At 68.8% G+C, this 17420-nt stretch carries 15 protein-coding genes; 9 read left to right on the top strand and 6 right to left on the bottom strand.

Annotated features, from left to right (window positions below):
* Entirely contained in the window at positions 1-438 is a 438-nt protein-coding gene (locus ACZ9YD_RS07990) for a GFA family protein (RefSeq protein WP_465074595.1), read from the top strand.
* A gap of 18 nt (positions 439-456) precedes the next feature.
* Positions 457-1173, top strand: a complete 717-nt coding sequence (gene recO, locus ACZ9YD_RS07985; RefSeq protein ID WP_465074594.1) for a DNA repair protein RecO — start codon at positions 457-459, stop codon at positions 1171-1173.
* 3 nt (positions 1174-1176) lie between these two features.
* Here recO and ACZ9YD_RS07980 read toward each other — a convergent pair whose 3' ends face one another.
* Complete coding sequence (locus ACZ9YD_RS07980) at positions 1177-1917, bottom strand: response regulator (protein ID WP_465074593.1); 741 nt, start codon at positions 1915-1917, stop codon at positions 1177-1179.
* Positions 1918-1949: 32 nt separating this feature from the next.
* On the opposite strand from ACZ9YD_RS07980, the gene ACZ9YD_RS07975 reads away from it, so the two are divergent.
* From ACZ9YD_RS07975 to ACZ9YD_RS07945, 7 genes are all read left to right on the top strand, one after another.
* The gene (locus ACZ9YD_RS07975) at positions 1950-3977 is read left to right on the top strand and encodes a translocation/assembly module TamB domain-containing protein (RefSeq protein WP_465074592.1); all 2028 of its coding nucleotides are present in this window, start codon (positions 1950-1952) and stop codon (positions 3975-3977) included.
* A 33-nt stretch (positions 3978-4010) separates the two neighbouring features.
* On the top strand, positions 4011-4610 hold the full coding sequence (locus ACZ9YD_RS07970; RefSeq protein WP_465074591.1) for a YdbL family probable chaperone protein: 600 nt from the start codon (positions 4011-4013) through the stop codon (positions 4608-4610).
* A gap of 286 nt (positions 4611-4896) precedes the next feature.
* Positions 4897-6234, top strand: coding sequence for a 23S rRNA (uracil(1939)-C(5))-methyltransferase RlmD (rlmD, locus tag ACZ9YD_RS07965; RefSeq protein WP_465074590.1), 1338 nt, complete (start codon positions 4897-4899; stop codon positions 6232-6234).
* 7 nt (positions 6235-6241) lie between these two features.
* Positions 6242-6745, top strand: coding sequence for a CYTH domain-containing protein (locus tag ACZ9YD_RS07960; RefSeq protein ID WP_465074589.1), 504 nt, complete (start codon positions 6242-6244; stop codon positions 6743-6745).
* A gap of 244 nt (positions 6746-6989) precedes the next feature.
* Positions 6990-7976 (top strand): beta-N-acetylhexosaminidase, encoded by a 987-nt coding sequence (nagZ, locus tag ACZ9YD_RS07955; protein WP_465074588.1) that lies wholly within the window; start codon positions 6990-6992, stop codon positions 7974-7976.
* Positions 7973-8533 carry a hypoxanthine-guanine phosphoribosyltransferase gene (locus ACZ9YD_RS07950; protein ID WP_465074587.1) on the top strand — a complete coding sequence of 187 codons (561 nt, stop codon included), beginning with the start codon at positions 7973-7975 and terminating at the stop codon, positions 8531-8533. The genes nagZ and ACZ9YD_RS07950 overlap by 4 nt, the downstream gene beginning before the upstream one ends.
* A 191-nt stretch (positions 8534-8724) precedes the next feature.
* A complete protein-coding gene (locus tag ACZ9YD_RS07945; protein WP_465074585.1) occupies positions 8725-9480 on the top strand; it encodes an S-methyl-5'-thioinosine phosphorylase in 756 nt (251 codons plus the stop codon).
* Between the two features lie 106 nt (positions 9481-9586).
* On the opposite strand, the gene ACZ9YD_RS07940 is transcribed toward ACZ9YD_RS07945, so the two are convergent.
* The 5 genes from ACZ9YD_RS07940 to kdpA are packed head-to-tail and all read right to left on the bottom strand — an operon-like array spanning position 9587 to position 17394.
* Entirely contained in the window at positions 9587-10303 is a 717-nt protein-coding gene (locus ACZ9YD_RS07940) for a response regulator (RefSeq protein ID WP_465074584.1), read from the bottom strand.
* On the bottom strand, positions 10296-12980 hold the full coding sequence (locus tag ACZ9YD_RS07935; RefSeq protein WP_465074583.1) for an ATP-binding protein: 2685 nt from the start codon (positions 12978-12980) through the stop codon (positions 10296-10298). Before ACZ9YD_RS07935 ends, ACZ9YD_RS07940 begins: the two co-directional genes overlap by 8 nt.
* Positions 12981-12984: 4 nt before the next feature.
* A complete protein-coding gene (gene kdpC, locus ACZ9YD_RS07930; RefSeq protein WP_465074582.1) occupies positions 12985-13602 on the bottom strand; it encodes a potassium-transporting ATPase subunit KdpC in 618 nt (205 codons plus the stop codon).
* A 10-nt stretch (positions 13603-13612) separates the two neighbouring features.
* Positions 13613-15679, bottom strand: coding sequence for a potassium-transporting ATPase subunit KdpB (kdpB, locus tag ACZ9YD_RS07925; protein WP_465074581.1), 2067 nt, complete (start codon positions 15677-15679; stop codon positions 13613-13615).
* A 5-nt stretch (positions 15680-15684) separates the two neighbouring features.
* Positions 15685-17394, bottom strand: a complete 1710-nt coding sequence (gene kdpA, locus ACZ9YD_RS07920) for a potassium-transporting ATPase subunit KdpA (protein WP_465074580.1) — start codon at positions 17392-17394, stop codon at positions 15685-15687.
* Positions 17395-17420: the final 26 nt, after the last annotated feature.

Here is a 17420-nt window from a genome sequence, read left to right as displayed (position 1 = left end):
ATGCGTGAGACTTCCCCGAATGCTGACCGTCTGCACGGGCATTGCCTGTGCGGCGGCGTGACGCTGAGCGTGTCGGGCGATGCGAAGAGTGTGCATGCCTGCCACTGCGCCGCCTGCCGTCGCTGGACCGGCGGTCCAGCGATGGTGTTGCTGGCTGGCGCGGATCTGTGCATCGAAGCCGGCGACACGTTGGTGCGCCGGTTTGCATCCTCGGACTGGGCCGAGCGCGCGTTCTGCAGCGCCTGCGGCAGCAGCCTGTTCTTCCGCAGCACCGGCGATGGCCAGCACTTTGTGGCGGCCGGTCTGTTCGATGCGATTCCAGGTGCGGACTTCGAATCCGAAATCTTCATTGACGCCAAGCCGGACTGGTACGCGCTCCACGGCCCCGCTGAGCACCTGACCGGCGAGGCGTTCTTCGCCCGTATCGGCGCCGGCTGACGCAGCCGCGGGCCGGCCGTGCGCATCGAGGATCAGCCCGCATTCGTGCTGCATGCACGGCCGTGGCGTGAGACCAGCCTGTTGGTCGAAGTCCTGAGCCTCGATCATGGCCGTCTCGGCCTGGTCGCGCGTGGCGTGCAGGGGCCGAAGAAGCATGTGCTGCGCGCCGCGTTGCAGCCGTTGCAGCACATCCGACTGACCGCCGTCCTGCGCGGCGAACTTGCCCAGCTGCATTCGGCCGAAGCGCTCGATGCCGCGCCCCGGCTTAGCGGCGACGCCATGCTCGCCGGCTTCTACATCAGCGAGCTGGTGCTCCGGCTCGCGCCGCGACAGGACCCGGCACCCGAACTTTTCGAAGCGTTCGCGAACGTCCGACAGCGGCTGGCGCTCGACGGACTCGCGTGGACCCTGCGCCGGTTCGAGCGGGACCTGCTCGACGCGATCGGCCTGGGATTCGCCTACGACACTGACGGCGACGGCGAGGAGATCGAGCCGGCGGCGCGCTATCGACTCGATCCCGAGCATGGTCCGCGTCGCCTGCAACGCGATGGCCAGGCGGCAGATCGCAGCGCCGCGGCAACCGGGCACGCGCTGCTGGCACTGGCGGCCGACACCGCGCCCGAAGCCGCCGACATGGCCAGTCTGCGACGGGCCTTGCGTGCGGTGTTGTCGCATCACCTGGGCCCGCGCGGACTGAAGTCCTGGGAGCTCGCTGCGAATCTGTCGCGGCGCTGAGGCTCAGGCGTTCGTCAGTGCATTCGCACTCGTGCGCGTGGCATCGAGCGCCTCGAGAAACGTCTGCAACGCGCGCTCTGATGTCGGATCGACATGCAGCACACGCGCCGCCAGTCCGAGCCGCTCGGCGCCGACGAAGCCACAGCCTGCGCGCAGGCGGTGCAGATCGCCGCGGACCGCGGTGTCGTCGCCTGCAGTGGCGGCAGCGACGATGCGCGCACGGGTGCCGTCGAGTTCGCTGACGAACAGCTCGCGCAGGCCGCGCACATTGCGGCCGTCGCCGCCGACTGCGGCCAACGCGGTTTCGCCATTCCACAGTAACGCCGCACCGTGACGGCGCGCGTCGGGCAATGGCGTCAGCAGCGGCGTGGGACGCACACCGCCGCGCCGCGCCAGCACGCGACGGATCGCGCCCAGCCATGCCTCGGCAGCCACCGGCTTGCTGACCGCGATCACGAAGCCCTCGGCGCGCAGGGCGTCGAGTTCGCGACGCTCCCGCGCAGCGGTGTGGGCGATCGCAGGGGTGGTCCGCCCGGCCGCGCGCAGGCGGGCGAGCAGGGCGCCGCCGGTGCCGTCGGGCAGGTTGGCATCGATCAGCCAGGCGTCGTAGGCGTTCGCTGTGGCCAGCGCGTAGGCGGCTTCGACCGAGTCGGCAATGTCGACTTCGGCGGGAAGTGCAGCACTTGCGGCTTGCAGAAAACTGCGGCTTGTGGGGTCGTCCTCGACCAGCAGCAATCGATTCATCGCGTCCTCGATGTCACGGGTATCCTGCGGCCATGCCGCGCCCCGTTCTGACGATCCTACCCCTGTTTCTCGCCTGCGTGCCGATTGCGGTGCAGGCGCAGTCGATGCAGGCCCGGATCTCGAAGGTCGAAGCCGCCGGCGCCACCTTGCAGGATGTACGCCTGACGCTGGACTGGCCGGCCGAGGCCCCGGAAGGGCAGCTGCGTCTGCAGGCGGGCGCTCTCGACGCCAATGCGCTGGGCTGGCGTTTCAGGAATGTCGATTGGCGCTGCCCCCTGCGCCGCGAAACGGTCCGCGACGACACTCGGTGGCACTGCGACGGCCCCTTGCGCAGCGGGCCGGGCGCGCCGGTGCAACTGTCGTTGGTGCTGGACGCGGCGACCACGACCGCAACGCTGTCCGGTGGCGGCGCGCGCGTCGGCCTGTTGCGCAACGCGGCCTCGCCTGATGCCACCCGAATCGATCTGCGGCGCGTCCCCGCGGCCTGGGTGGAAGCACTGGTCCGCGCGGGCTGGAGCTCGGCACGGCTGACCGGGGGGACGTTGGACGGCGAGGTCCGGATCGCGACGCCCACCGGTCGTGCGATGCGTGTGGATGCGGATCTCGCGATCGCCGGACTGGCCGTGGAAACCGAAGACGGCAGCATTGCCGCGGGCGATGTCGAGGGTGATCTCGAGGTGCGTCTGACGTTGCCCGACGATGCGTTGGACGCACGCGTCGGCGGCACCCTGCGCGGCGGCGAACTGCTGTTCGGTAATGCCTATGTGTCGTTGCCGAAGACGCCGATCGGCTTTGGCGTCGACATGTCGCGCATCGGCGATGGCGCGTGGACGCTGCCGCGGCTGCAGTGGCGCGACGGCGACACCTTGCGCATCGACGGCAGCGCGCGCCTGACGGCTGATTTCGACATCGATGCGCTCGCGCTCACGCTGGACAGCGACGAGGCTTCGGCGCTTCCGCAGCGCTATCTGTCCGGATGGCTGGGTCTGGCCGGTGTGCCGGGACTGTCGCTCTCGGGTGGTTTCCGCGCCGGACTGGCACTGGATGACGGGACGCTGCGCAGCGCCGACATCGCGTTGCGCCGGCTCGATATCGATGATGCCGGCGGGCGCTTCCGCCTCGACCGGCTCGACGGCACCGTCCGCTACTCGGCTGCAGCGCCTGTGCGCAGCGCCTTCGCCTGGCGAGGCGGCGCCCTCTATGGCATGCCCTTCGATGCGGCGGCCTGGAGCCTGGAGAGCGGCGCCGGCATGTTGCGCCTGCGCGAGCCGGTCGCGTTCTCGTTCCTGGGCGGCGAGATCGGGTTCGAATCGCTGCAACTGCAACCGCCTGCGGGTGGGGCGGGACTGCGCATGCAGACCGGACTGCGGCTGGATGCGCTGGACATCGGCGTGCTGGCGAAGTCGCTCGACTGGCCCGCGTTCGAAGGCACGCTCGCCGGAAGCATCCCGACCGTGCGCTACGCCGACAACCGCATCGATTTCGACGGCGGCCTGTCGATGACCTTGTTCGACGGCCGCGTCGACGTGTCCTCGCTGGCGATCGAGCGGCCGTTCGGCGTGCTCCCGACGGTGACCGGCGATCTCGCGCTGTCGGCGCTCGACCTGCATGCGCTGACCGGCGTGTTCGGCTTCGGCAGCATCGATGGGCGTCTGCACGGACGCATCGACGGGTTACGTCTTGTGGACTGGAACGCGACCGCGTTCGATGCGGAACTGCATACCGAGGCCGCCCCTGGCGTGCGCCAGCGCATCAGCCAGCGCGCAGTGCAGGACATCTCCAGCGTCGGCGACGCCTCGTTCGTGACCACCTTGCAGGGCAGGGCGATCGCCCTGTTTGACGACTTCGGGTATCGCGGTATCGGGATATCGTGTCGCTTGCGCAACGCGGTCTGCCGGATGGGCGGCCTGCGTTCAGAGGGCAACACCTTTACTATCGTCGAAGGTGCAGGCCTGCCGCGTCTGGACGTCGTGGGTTTCAATCGCGACGTCGACTGGCCGCTGCTGGTGAAGCGTCTCGCGGATGCTGCAGCTGGCGACATCGCGCCGGTCATCGAATGATCGACGCCCCAAATCTTTGACAGGAGAACGTAGATGGCACGTTGGATGGGTTTGCCGGCCGTGGCCGCACTGGCGTTGACCGCCTGCGTGACGATCAATGTCTATTTTCCCGCTGCCGAAGCGAAGGAAGCGGCGCGCGAGTTCGTGGAGAACGTGATCGGCGACCAGGCGCCGGCCAGCGAGACGCCGCCCGCGAGCGTTCCCGGTGGCGGCATGGCGCAGGCCGCGCCGCGATTCGATCCCTGGATGCTGCTCGGCATCGGCAGCGCGCAGGCGCAGACACCCGACATCAGCATCCGGACGCCCGCGATCCAGGCGATCCAGACGCGGATGGAGCAGCGCTTCAACGGCACGTTGCGTCCGCATTTCGATTCCGGCGCGCTGGGCTTCAGTGGAAACGGAACGGTCGTCGTGCGCGATGCCTCGCAGTTGCCGATCAAGGACCGTGTCGCCGTGAATTCGGCCGTGGCCGACGACAACCGCGACCGCCAGGCCGTGTACCGCGAAATCGCTGTCGCCAACGGGCACCCCGAGTGGGAATCTCAGATTCGCGACGTGTTCGCGCGCCAGTGGATTTCGAGTGCCCGTGCCGGCTGGTGGTATCAGCAGGGCGGGAGCTGGACGCAGAAGTAAGCGTCTTCGCCGCGTGCATCGCGCGCGGACGCACGGACACTGCAGAGACCGCAGGTGCTCATGGATCGTCACCCGGGCGCAGTCTGTGGCCCGGCTTGATCTTCGGATTCTCCGTGCAGACGGACGACCGGTCACTCGGCCGGCTGGATCACACGTTCGTCTGTCGAGAGCCGCCGGGATGACAAACCGAATGCTGCGCTGATCGTCCGCAAGGCAGCACCGGTCGCGTGCCTCGCTGACCGCTTCTGCGACAATACGCGGCCCTTTTGCCCGCAGCCTTCGCCACGTGGCCCGTAAACGTCTCGATCAAACTCCCTTCGAGGTCGATGTCCTCAACCTCACCCACGACGGCCGCGGCGTCGCGCGACTGCCCGATGGCAAGGCGCTGTTCGTCACCGGCGCGCTGCCGGGTGAGCAGGTCGTCGCCCAGCGTTTCGCGCGTTCGCGCAGTTTCGACGAGGCGGTGACGCTCGACGTCCTGCGCGCCTCTGAACATCGCATCACGCCGCGCTGCCCGCATTTCGGCACCTGTGGTGGTTGCGTGCTGCAGCATCTCGATGCCGAACAGCAGATCCTCGCCAAGGACCGCGTGCTGCGCGAGAACTTCGAGCGCATCGGCCACGTCACCCCGAAGCGCTGGATGGCGCCGATGGTCGATCGCGCCTGGGGGTACCGCCGCAAGGGGCGGTTCTCGGTGAAGCGGGTGGACAAGAAGGACAAGACGCTGGTGGGCTTCCGCGAGCGCGACCCGCGCTTCGTCGCCGAGCTGCAGGAATGCCATACGGTGATCGAACCGATCGCTGCGATCATTCCGGCGCTGGCGCAACTCATCGACGGCATGGACGCGCGCAGCACGATCCCGCAGATCGAATTCATCGCCGGTGATCCGCGTCCCGAGTTCGACGGTATCGCGCTGGTGTTCCGCCACCTGCAGCCGCTGATCGAATCCGATGTGGCCGCGCTGCTCGCGTTCGGCCAGCAGCACCGGATGGCAGTCTTCCTGCAGCCCGGCGGCAACGACAGCGTGCATGCGCTGTGGCCCGAATCGCCGGCGCTGTCGTTCCGGCTCGAGGACTGGGACATCGAACTGAGGTTCCGGCCGCTGGATTTCATCCAGGTCAACGCCGGACTCAACCGCACGATGATCGCGCGCACGCTCGAACTGCTCGACGTGCAGCCCGAGGACCGCGTGCTCGATCTGTTCTGCGGACTCGGCAATTTCACGCTGCCGCTGGCACGCCGCGTGCGCGAGGTGGTCGGCGTGGAAGGCGAGGCCGGGCTGGTGGCGCGGGCAAAGGAAAACGCTGCGCACAATGAACTGGCGAACGCGCAGTTCCATGCCGCCGATCTGACCCAGGATCAGCGCAGCGCATCCTGGATGCGTCAGGGTTTCGACAAATTGCTGCTCGATCCGCCGCGCTCTGGCGCGATCGACGTGCTGCGTCAGCTGCCACTCGAACGCTTCAAGCGCATCGTCTACGTCAGTTGCCATCCGGCGTCGCTGGCGCGGGATGCGGGCTATCTGGTCAACGAGCGCGGCTGGACGCTGGCCGATGCCGGGGTCATGGACATGTTCCCGCAGACCGCACACGTCGAATCCATCGCGCTGTTCGAGAAGCGCTGAGGACCCTATGGGCATCGAGATCGAACGCAAGTTTCTGGTCGCATCCGACGCGTGGCGCGCCGTTGCGCACGCGGTCGTGCCGATGGCGCAGGGCTATCTCAACGATGCCGCGTCGATCGCCAGCGGTGCGCAGAACGCCTCGGTGCGGGTGCGCATCGAGGGCGATGTCGCGTTCCTCAACATCAAGTCGCGCGAAGCAGGCACCACGCGGCAGGAGTTCGAACTGCCGTTACCGCTCGAGAATGCGCACGCGCTGCTGAAGCTCTGCGTCGGCGGTCTTGTCGAGAAGCGCCGGCACCTCGTGCGTCATGGCGCGCATCTGTGGGAAGTCGACGAGTTTCTCGGCGACAACGCCGGTCTGATCGTGGCGGAAATCGAACTCGACGATGCCGACGAACCCTTCGATCGCCCGGACTGGCTCGGCGCCGAGGTCACCACGCACCAGCGCTACTTCAACCTCGCGCTCGCCGCGCGGCCGTTCTCGCGCTGGGATGCTGCCGAACGCGAATAGGGAATGCGTCTGCACCGGTCGCTGCATAAGCGCCGTGGGCATCGATATCGGGCCGGATGTGGCTTCGGGCGCTTGATTGGGCGTTACGGAAGGCATGCCGAAGGCTGCGCCGGCTGGCGCCTCCGCGCCTGCATGTGATCGGTAGGCTGCGACTGAACACGCTGCGCCGCCTGACGGCACGCGCGTCCGCATCTGCGACAATGCCCGTCCGCGCCATGGGGCGTGTTCGATGGAGAGGTCCGCAATGCTCGTGATCGGCGTCGCCGGCACCGAACTCACCGCGCAGGAACGCGACTGGCTGCAGCACGATGCCTGCGCCGGCGTGATCCTATTCAAGCGCAACTTCGCCTCGCGCGCGCAGATCGCCGAGCTGTCGGCCGCGATCCGCGCCGCCGCGCCGCGTCCGCAGCTGGTCTGCGTGGACCAGGAAGGCGGCCGTGTGCAGCGCTTCCAGGACGGCTATTCCGAACTGCCGTCGCTCGCCGGTTTCGGTGCGCAGTATCTTGCCGATCCTGACGCTGCGATGGCCGCGTCGCGTGCGCATGCGCGTTTGATGGCGCAGGAGGTGCGCGCCAGCGGCGTCGATCTGAGCTTTGCGCCGGTGGTGGATGTGGGCCACGGCAATCTCGCGATCGGGGATCGCTCCTTTTCTGAGGATCCAAATGTCGTCGCCGCGCTCACGCGTGCCTATGTCGAAGGCATGCACGAGGCCGGCATGGCCGCGACGCTCAAACATTTCCCGGGGCACGGCTCGGTGCGCGAGGACACGCATTTCGACGACGCCGTCGACAACCGCAGTCTCGAATCGATCCGTGCGCATGATCTGGTGCCGTTCGTGGCCGGCATCGATGCCGGCGCCGACGCGGTGATGCTGGCGCACGTGGTCTACCCGCAGGTCGCGCCGGAGCCGGCAGGCTATTCGCCGCTCTGGATCAACACGATCCTGCGCGAGCAGATGGGCTTCCGCGGCGTGGTGTTCTCTGACGACATCGGCATGGCCGCCGCGTTCTCCGCCGGTGGCATCAAGTCGCGCGTCGACGCGCACCTCGACGCCGGCTGTGACGTCGTGCTTGTCTGCCATCCCGAACTGGTCGCCGAATCGCTGACTGCCGTCGAAGGCCGCACGCTCAACACCATGGCGCTGACCGGCCTGATCGGACGCGGTCCGCTCGGCTGGGATGGTGCGCTTGCCGGTGACGTGTCCAACCCCCGCACCGGAGACATCGCATGAACGTTCCACGCCTCGACGACGTGATCGACACTGCCGACTTGCTGTTCGACCGCGACGCGCTCGAAGACGTCATCGAAACGATGGCCGAGGAAATCGCCGACGAATACGGCGATGACGATGTGCCGCCGGTGTACATCACGATCATGCACGGCGGCATGCCGTTCGCGACGCAGCTCGCGTTCGCGATCGGCGAGAACGAAGTCGACCTCGAGTTCGACTATCTGCACGCCACCCGCTATCGCGGTAACACCACCGGCTCGGGTCTCGCCTGGTTGCATCGCCCGGCAACGCCGCTGCAGGGACGCCGCGTGCTGCTGGTCGACGACATCCTCGACGAAGGCCACACCCTCAAGGCCGTGCGCCAGTGGGTCGAAGACCAGGGCGCGGCCGACGTCCGTGTCGCCGTGCTCGCAGTCAAGGTCCACGACCGCGGCGTGGACGGCGTCGAGGCCGATTACGTCGGCGTCGAAGTGCCGGACCGGTATGTGTTCGGCTACGGCATGGATTTCCATGAGCAGGGCCGGAATCTGCCCGGGATCTACGCGCTCGCGGAGTGATTCCGTTCCCGGTATTGCCTGCCGTGACGCTGTGGGCGCATCGGCGGGTTTCCGGTCGAATGTTGCGGCGCGGTGCAGGCGGCTTCAGAAGCGTGTCGCCCCAATCGGCCCACCTGCGCGTCCGGCTGCCGTTTCAAGGCGCGTCATCGGACAATAGCGACCCGCTCCCGTCCCCATCGCGAGAACTCCCTATGCACCTCGACATCGATCTCGCCGTCATCGGCGGCACCGGCCTTTATCAGCTGGCCGACCTGCAAGACGTGGAGCCGCATCAGCCGGTGACGCGCTATGGCGCGCTGTCGGGACCGGTGCGGGTGGGCACGCTCGACGGCAAGCGCGTCGCGTTTCTGGCGCGGCATGGCGAGGGGCATTCGGTGCCGCCGCACCGGGTGAACTACCGGGCCAACCTCTCGGCGCTGCAGGCGCTGGGCGCGACGCGGGTGCTGGCGCTCAATACCGTGGGCGGCATCACCGAATGCTTCGGGCCGCGGGTGCTGGCATGTCCGGACCAGTTGATCGACTACACCTGGGGCCGGGTGTCGACGTATTGCGAGGAGGAGGGCACCGATGTGCTGCACGTCGACTTCGGCGATCCCTACACCCCGACGCTGCGCAGGCGCGTGCTCGATGCGGCGGGTGCCGCCGGTGTCGCATTGGTCGATGGCGGTTGCTACGGCGCGACGCAGGGTCCGCGGCTGGAGACGCGCGCCGAGATCGCACGCATGCGCCGTGACGGTTGCGATCTGGTTGGGATGACCGGGATGCCGGAGGCGGGTCTGGCGCGCGAACTGGGGCTCGATTACGCGTGCCTGGCGATCGTCGCCAACTGGGCGGCGGGTGCAGGCCCGCAGGTCGACGAGGTGATCACGTTCGAGGACGTGCTCGACAATGTCGCCGCGGCATCGTCGGGCATTCCGGCGTTGCTGCGCGCGATGCTCGCGAGCTAGTCGTCAGGCCCGCGCGGGCAAAGGCCTGTGCAGCACGCGGCTGTTTTCGCCGCGACTTGCACGATGTCTGTGCGCCACTGGAAAGCCCCGCATGAGCGGGGCTTTTTCATGGTGGGCGTTCGGCTTCGATGAAGCGCAGGCCGACGCCGGGTTCGGTGGCGATGTAGCGGGGCTGTGCAGCGTCGTCGCCGAGTTTCTGGCGCAGTTTGCCGACCAGGATGCGCACGTAATGTGCGTCGTCGGCGTGCGTCGGGCCCCAGATCTCGCGCAGCAGCTGAGGCTGCGTGATCACGCGGCCCGCGTTGCGCAACAGAAGTGAAAGCAGGGCGAATTCCTTGCGCGACAGCGCGAGCGCGACGCCATCGAGACTCGCCTCGCGACGGGCGAGATCGATGCGCAGATGGCCGTCATCGAACACGGGAGATGCGCCCGGTGCCTGCGCCTGCAGCCGCAGTAGGGCGCGCACGCGGGCCATCAGTTCCTGCGTGCCGAAGGGTTTGGTCACGTAGTCGTTCGCGCCGGCATCGAGGGCGGCGACTTTGCCGCCTTCGTCGCTGCGCACCGAGAGCATCACCACGGGCACCTGCGACCAGTCGCGAATCGCGCGCAATACCGCGTGGCCATCCATGTCGGGCAGGCCGATGTCCAGCACCACGAGGTCGGCGCCATCGCGCGCGAGTGCATCCAGCGCCTGCGCGCCGGTCTCGGCCAACGCGACGCGCCAGCCCTGCGCACGCAGGCTGATGTCGAGGAAGCGCCGGATCTGTGGCTCGTCGTCGACGACGAGAATGCGCGCGGCGCTGGCGGGTGTCGACTCAGTCATCGGTGTCGTCGCGCTCCGGTCCGGTCGGGTGCTGCATCGGCAGCTCGATACGGATCAGCGTACCCGTGCCGCCGGGGCCGCGCAGCGCCGACACCGCGCCGCCGTGTGCGCCGATCATGCCCTGGCAGATTGTCAGTCCCAGACCGGTTCCCTTGCGGCCGCGATCGCCGCGTTCGACGCTGTAGAACATGTCGAAGATCCGGCTGCGCTCGTCCTCGGGGATTCCGGGCCCGGCGTCGACGACATCGATGCGAAGCCAGTCGCGTGCATCGCCCGGTTCGGGCGATGCAATACGACGCGCCTCGATCCGCACCGGTGCGCCGGGCGGCGAGAACTTCGCCGCGTTCTCCAGCACGTTGAACAGCGCCTGTTCGACCAGCGCCGGATGCACCCACAGCGGTGCCAGGCTCGCGGGCACGTCGCTCTTCACCACGATCGCGGGTTGATAGCGACGCAGGCGGCCGACGGCCGCACCGACGAGTTCGTCGACGCCGATCCAGTCGCGGTTGAGCGCCAGACCCTCGTGACCGAGACGGGTCATGTCGAGCAGGTTCTGGATGTAGCGGTCGAGCCGTTCGCCCTCGAGCACGATGGTGTCGAGCAGGGCCCGGCGATCCGTCGCGTCCATCGTGTCGCTGTAGCCGACCAGGCTGCTGGCCGAGCCGATCATCGAAGCCAGCGGCGAGCGCAGATCATGCGAGACCGAGGACAGCAGCGCCGAGCGCAGGCGTTCGGTTTCGTTCGAGACACGCGCGCCTTCGAGATCGGCAACCAGTCGCGTGCGCAGCGCGGCCTGGGCGATGTCGTCGGCCATCGCCTGGGCCAGCCGGTGCTGCTCGAGGCCGAGGCGCGTGCGCGACTCCGGGAAGCGCAGCGCCGCGACGCCAAGTGTCTCGCTTCCCGCGTGCAGCGGCAGCAGCCACCAGCGTGACGCCGACAGCGTATCGGTGAAGCGGCCGGCCGGCTGTCCGTGGCGCAGTGTCCAGTCGACCGCCGCCGGGTCGAGGCCGTCTGGCCACGGGTCCGTCGCATCGGCGTTGCCGATGCGCAGCCATGCCTCCGCATCGAGCGCGCGCGCGAGCGCGTTGCGTCCGGCAGCCACCACTTCGCCGAGATCGGCCGCGCCCGCGAGCTGCCGGCCCAGCGCCTGCAGGCCGTTCGCATGGGTGTTGGCGGCGCGCAATGCCAGCACCTGTTCGCGCAATCGCGCAGCGAGCCGCCCGGCGACCAGCGCCGCGGCCAGGAACAGCACGACCGTGACCACGCCGCGATGCGCACTGATCTGGAACGTGAAGCGCGGCTCGATGAAGAAGAAGTTGTAGCTGACGAAGCACAGCAACGTGGTGGTCATCGCCGCGGCCATGCGCGCCTGCGCGGCGACGACGACGACGGCGACGATGAACACCATCGACAGATCGTCCAGGCCGGCGACGCGCTGCGCCAGCCAGCCGAAGCCAATCGCCAGCGCGGTGGCGATCACCGGCAGGCCGATGTCGCGCGCGCCGAATGCCGCCTCGCCGATGCGTCGGCGTCGACGCGCCTTCGCCCGCGCGTCCGGCGTGCCGATGATCACCAGTTCATGGCGTGCGCCTTGCTGCAGCAGCCGCTGTGTCAGCGTGCGGTTGACCATGCGCGCGAACGGCCGCTCGCGAGTGCGACCGACGACGATCGTCGACGCACCGATGCGCTCGGCGTGTTCGAGCAGCGCATCGGCGATGCGGCTGCCGTGCAGTACGTCGGTCTCGGCGCCAAGGCTACGCGCGAGCGCGAACGCCTGGTCGAGTTCGAGCTGACGCGCCGCGTCGCTGCGACCGCCGGCATCGACGGTGACCACGCGCCACGGCGCATCGCGCCGCTCGGCGATCCGCCGCCCGGCGCGCACCAGATACTCGGAGGTACCGAGGCCATCGATCGCAACCAGCACCGTGCGTCGCAGCGCAAAGCCCGGCAATCCAAGTGCCGCCTGGCTGCCCCGCAGATCGGCATCGACGCGGTCTGCCGCGGTCTGCATCGCCAGTTCGCGCAGCGCGGCAAGATTCGACGGAGAGAAGAACGCCTGCAGCGCACGCGTCGCCTGGTCGGGCAGGTAGACCTTGCCGGCCTTGAGCCGTTCGATCAGTTCCGCCGGCGGCAGGTCGACCAGCCGGATGTCGCGCAGCCGGTCGAACAGCGCGTCCGGCACGGTCTCGGTGACGCGCACGCCGGTGATGCGGTGGACGACATCGTTGAGGCTTTCCAGGTGCTGGATGTTGACCGTGGTGCAGACGTCGATGCCGGCATCGAGCAGGTCGACGACGTCCTGCCAGCGGCGTTCGTGGCGGCTGCCGGGTACGTTGCGGTGGGCGAGTTCATCGACCAGCACCAGCGCCGGGCGACGCGCGAGCACGGCGTCGACATCCAGATCGTCCAGCGTGCGGCCCTGGTAGGTGATCTGGCGCCGCGGCAGTTGTTCGAGCCCGTCGAGCAGCGCCGCGGTGTCCGCGCGTCCGTGGGTTTCCAAAAGGCCGACCACGACGTCGATGCCCGAGGCGCGCAGCTCGCGCGCGCGCGACAGCATCGCGTAAGTCTTGCCGACACCGGGCGCCGCGCCTAGAAAGACGGTCAGTCGTCCGCCCGCTTCGCGACGGCGGGTGTCGGCCAGCAGGGCATCGGCCCGGGCGTCGCGGTTGTCGATCATGGACTTATTCTGCGCCGCGTCCGTCCGCTCGTGCATCCAGTGCGAGGTTGAGCGCCAGCACGTCGACGCGCGCCGCGCCGAGCAGACCGAACTGCGGTGCGATGGTGTGCACCGCGACCAGCCGCTCGACGTCCGCAACCGCAACGCCGCGTGCACGCGCCACGCGCGCGATCTGTACGCGCGCGGCGTCGGGGCTGATGTGCGGATCGATGCCGCTGCCCGAGCGAGTGGCGAGATCGCCGGGCACCTGGCCTGCGGCGATGCCTTCGCGTACCGCGACCGCATCGATCTCGGCTGCGATTGTCGCGCGCAGCTCGGGATTGCTGCGCGCCTGGTTGCTGCCGGCCAGCGCCATTGGGTCGTACCCGGCGGCCGACGGCCGCGGCATGAAATAGCGGGCATCAGCGAATGGCTGGGCCACCAGCGCCGAGCCGACGATGCGCCCGTCGCGTTCGACCAGACTGCCGCGCGCCTGCGTGGGGAACAGTGCGCCGCCGAGCGTGGTCGCGGCGAGCGAATAGGCGAAGCCGAAGCCGATCAGTGTGACCGCGGCCAGACCACAGGATGCGCGGAGCAGGCCGCGCGGATGCGACGGGGAGAGCGGAGAAGACGGGGCGGACATGACGGGCTCCTCAGGAACCGAAGATGGCGGCGAGCGCGAGATCGATGAGCTTGATCGCGGCAAACGGCAGCAGCACGCCGCCAAGACCGAAGACCAGCATGTTCCGGCGCAACAGGGCCGTCGCGCTGCCGGCGCGGAAACGCACGCCGCGCAATGCCAACGGAATCAGCATCGGGATCACCAGCGCGTTGAAAATCAGCGCGGCCAGCACGGCGTTGGCCGGGCTCGACAGGCGCATGACATCCAGCGTCGCCATTTGCGGAATCGCCGCGGCGAACAGCGCCGGCAGGATCGCGAAGTATTTCGACACGTCGTTCGCCAGCGAGAACGTGGTCAATGCGCCGCGGGTGATCAGCTGCTGCTTGCCGACCTCGACGACGCGCAGCAGCTTGGCCGGGTCGGAATCGAGGTCGACCATGTTGCCGGCTTCCTTGGCGGCCTGGGTGCCGGAGTTCATTGCCAGGCCGACATCGGCCTGCGCGAGCGCGGGCGCGTCGTTGGTGCCGTCGCCGACCATCGCCACCAGCCGCCCGGCGGCCTGTTCGCTGCGGATGCGCGCGAGCTTGTCCTCGGGCCGCGCCTCGGCGATGTAATCGTCGACGCCGGCCTCGGCGGCGATCGCCGCGGCGGTGAGCGGGTTGTCGCCGGTGATCATCACCGTGCGGATGCCCATCGCCCGCAGCTGCGCGAACTTCTCGCGGATGCCGGTCTTGACCACGTCCGACAGTTCCACAACGCCGAGCACGTGCGCGCCGTCGGCGACGACCAGCGGCGTGGCGCCGCCGCGCGCGACCTGTTCGACCCGCGCGCGCAGTTCGTGCGACGGCTGCCCGCCGAGCGCCTGGACGTGCGCGGCAATCGCGTCGAGCGCGCCCTTGCGGATCTGCCGCGGGCGGTTGGCTTCACCGAGATCGACACCGGACATGCGCGTCTGCGCGGTGAACGCGATGAAGCGCGCGTCCGATGGCGCCTCGATCGCCTCGCCGGGTCGCCGCGCGAGCGCGACGATCGACTTGCCCTCCGGGGTCGGGTCGGCCAGCGACGACAGCAGCGCGGCCTCGCGCAGCGCGTCGGGATCGATGCCGGCCAGCGCATGGAACGCGGTCGCCTGCCGATCGCCGTAAGTGATGGTGCCGGTCTTGTCGAGCAGCAGCACGTCGACGTCGCCGGCCAGTTCGACCGCCTTGCCGGACTTCGCCAGCACGTTCGCCGACAGCGCACGGTTCATGCCGGCAATGCCGATGGCCGGCAGCAGGGCGCCGATCGTCGTCGGAATCAGGCAGACCAGCAACGCGATCAACAGCACCGGGTCGAGGCGCACGCCCACGAAGCCTGCGATCGCCGGCAGCGTCAGCACGACAACGAGGAAGGTCAGCGTCATCGTGGTCAGCAGCAGGCCGAGCGCGATCTCGTTCGGCGTCTTCTGTCGGTTGGCACCCTCGACCAGCGCGATCATGCGATCGAGAAAGCTGTGGCCCGGCTCGACCGTCACCCGTATGACGATGGCATCCGACAGCACCTTGGTGCCGCCGATCACGCCGGACCGGTCGGTGCCGGCCTCACGCAGTACCGGCGCGGATTCGCCGGTGACCGCGGCTTCGTTGATCGTGGCAAGGCCGCGGACGATCTCGCCGTCGGCGGGGATCAGTTCGCCTGCCGACACGGCGACCAGATCGCCCGGCTTCAATTCGGCGGCCGGCACCCGGGTTTCGGCGGCACCTTCGGCGTCTCCCGCCAGCCGGCGTGCGACGAGGTCCTGGCGGGCACGCCGCAGCGACGCCGCCTGGCCGCGACCACGTGCTTCGGCCATGGCTTCGGCGAAGTTCGCGAACAGCACCGTCAATGCCAGCACCACGGAGACACTGCCGCCCAGCGCCGGCGCGGCGTGGCCGAGCATGGTCAGCAAGGCGGTGAGCACGGTGCCCAGCCAGACCACGGCCATCACCGGGTTGCGCAGCGCGTGCCGCGGCGACAGCTTGCGGAACGCGTCGCGACCGGCGGCGCGCAGGATGGCCCCGTCGAACAGGCGGGGATTGGTGCCGCGCGTCGGCGCGGCGGTGTCAGCGACAGGAGGCATCGGAATCATCCGGCATTGGCGGCCAGTGCGAGGTGGTCGGCCACAGGGCCGAGCACCAGGACAGGCATGAACTGGAGGAGGGTGAGGATCACGACGATGGCAACGAGCGTCAGCGCGAACGTCGGCGTCTCGATTCGCAGGGTGCCGGCACTTTCCGGTGCGGCGCGCTTGGCGCCGAGCATCGCAGCGATCGCCAGCGGTACCAGCAAGGCCGGGTAGCGGCCCAGCGCGAGCACGGCGCTCGTCGACAGGTTCCACCACAAGGTCGCGTCGCCCAGGCCCTCGAAACCGGAGCCGTTGTTGGCGAACGCCGATACGTATTCGTAGAACACCTGGCTGATGCCGTGGAAGCCAGGATTGCTGTTGCCGGTCCACGCCGGCACCGCGAGGGTCAGCGCGGTGAGTCCGAGCAGCACCACCGGCTGCAGCAGCACCAGCGCGGCGAGCAGACGCACCTCGGGCGCCTCGATCTTGCGACCGAACAATTCGGGCGTGCGTCCGGTCATCAGCCCTGCGACGAACACCGCCAGCAGCAGATAGACCAGGAACTGCTGCAAGCCGCAGCCAATGCCGCCCCAGATCGCGTTGATCAGCATGTTGGACAGGGTGACGAGACCGGTCAGGGGCGCCAGCGAGTCGTGCATCGCGTTGACCGAGCCGTTCGAGGTCTGCGTGGTCAGCGCAGCCCACAGCGCCGAAGGCGCGGCACCGTTGCGGACTTCCTTGCCCTCCATCAGCGCGACATCGGTGGATGTGGGCGACGCGGATTCCGACCACATCGCGAGCCCGGTAGAGGCCATCGACATCGCCAGCATCGTGCCGAGCACCAGCGGCGTCAGTCGCCGACGCCCGGTGAACGGCCCGATCATGCAGGCGACAGCGATCGGCAGCAGGATCAGCGCCAGCGTCTCCAGCCAGTTGGAGAACGGCGTCGGATTTTCCAGCGGGACGCTGCTGTTGGGGCCGTACCAGCCGCCACCATTGGTGCCGAGCTGTTTGACCGCGACCATCGCCGCGACCGGGCCGAGCGGAATCTTCTGCGTCTCCATGCCGGCGCTCGCATCGACCGGCGTCGCCTCCGGCCCGCCCGACAGCGTCGCTGGCACGCCCTGACCTGTCAGCAGCACGCTCCACAGCACGGCCAGCGGCAGCAGCACGCGTACCGCGGGACGCACAACGTCGGCCCAGTAGTTGCCCACGTCCGCAACGCCGCCGCGTGCGACGCCGGCCTCGTCGCGGTCGCGGCCCCCGAAGAACGCGCGCAGCGTCGCCGCGACGAGTGCCAGGCCCATCATCGGCGTGACCACCTGCAGGCCCACGATGCCCGCCATGTGCGCGAGATACGACAGCTGTGCCTGGCCCGAGTAATGCTGCTGGTTGGTGTTGGTCAGGAACGACACCGTGGTGTGCAGGGCCAGGTCCCAGGACATGTTGGGCGCTGCATTGGGGTTGAGCGGCAGCCAGGCCTGGGTCATCAGCAACGCCCACACCAGCGCGCCCAGCACGGCGTTGCTGGCGAGAAACGCCAGCGCGTAGTGTTTCCAGTCCATGCCGCGCGCCGGGTCGACACCGAGGACGCGATAGATCGGCCGTTCGATCAGGCCGAACGCCCGGTCGCCTGGCAGGGGACCGCCGCGCATCACCGCGGCGAGATAGCGGCCCAGCGGCCAGCCGAGCGCGAGCGCGAGTCCGAGCACGGTAATGAATTCGATCATGGCGGAGATCCGTCAGTGAGAAGGCA

The sequence above is a fragment of the Luteimonas sp. AC640a genome, from assembly GCF_979256585.1.
This window is presented reverse-complemented; position numbering and strand designations above follow the sequence as displayed.

What these genes read in the sequence shown, in the direction of transcription:
- ACZ9YD_RS07990 (WP_465074595.1), top strand. Translation starts at nt 1, where the DNA reads ATGCGTGAGACTTCCCCGAATGCTGACCGTCTGCACGGGCATTGCCTG.
- ACZ9YD_RS07980 (WP_465074593.1), bottom strand. Translation starts at nt 1,917, where the DNA reads ATGAATCGATTGCTGCTGGTCGAGGACGACCCCACAAGCCGCAGTTTT.
- ACZ9YD_RS07975 (WP_465074592.1), top strand. Translation starts at nt 1,950, where the DNA reads ATGCCGCGCCCCGTTCTGACGATCCTACCCCTGTTTCTCGCCTGCGTG.
- ACZ9YD_RS07970 (WP_465074591.1), top strand. Translation starts at nt 4,011, where the DNA reads ATGGCACGTTGGATGGGTTTGCCGGCCGTGGCCGCACTGGCGTTGACC.
- ACZ9YD_RS07960 (WP_465074589.1), top strand. Translation starts at nt 6,242, where the DNA reads ATGGGCATCGAGATCGAACGCAAGTTTCTGGTCGCATCCGACGCGTGG.
- nagZ (WP_465074588.1), top strand. Translation starts at nt 6,990, where the DNA reads ATGCTCGTGATCGGCGTCGCCGGCACCGAACTCACCGCGCAGGAACGC.
- ACZ9YD_RS07950 (WP_465074587.1), top strand. Translation starts at nt 7,973, where the DNA reads ATGAACGTTCCACGCCTCGACGACGTGATCGACACTGCCGACTTGCTG.
- ACZ9YD_RS07945 (WP_465074585.1), top strand. Translation starts at nt 8,725, where the DNA reads ATGCACCTCGACATCGATCTCGCCGTCATCGGCGGCACCGGCCTTTAT.
- ACZ9YD_RS07940 (WP_465074584.1), bottom strand. Translation starts at nt 10,303, where the DNA reads ATGACTGAGTCGACACCCGCCAGCGCCGCGCGCATTCTCGTCGTCGAC.
- ACZ9YD_RS07935 (WP_465074583.1), bottom strand. Translation starts at nt 12,980, where the DNA reads ATGATCGACAACCGCGACGCCCGGGCCGATGCCCTGCTGGCCGACACC.
- kdpC (WP_465074582.1), bottom strand. Translation starts at nt 13,602, where the DNA reads ATGTCCGCCCCGTCTTCTCCGCTCTCCCCGTCGCATCCGCGCGGCCTG.
- kdpB (WP_465074581.1), bottom strand. Translation starts at nt 15,679, where the DNA reads ATGCCTCCTGTCGCTGACACCGCCGCGCCGACGCGCGGCACCAATCCC.
- kdpA (WP_465074580.1), bottom strand. Translation starts at nt 17,394, where the DNA reads ATGATCGAATTCATTACCGTGCTCGGACTCGCGCTCGCGCTCGGCTGG.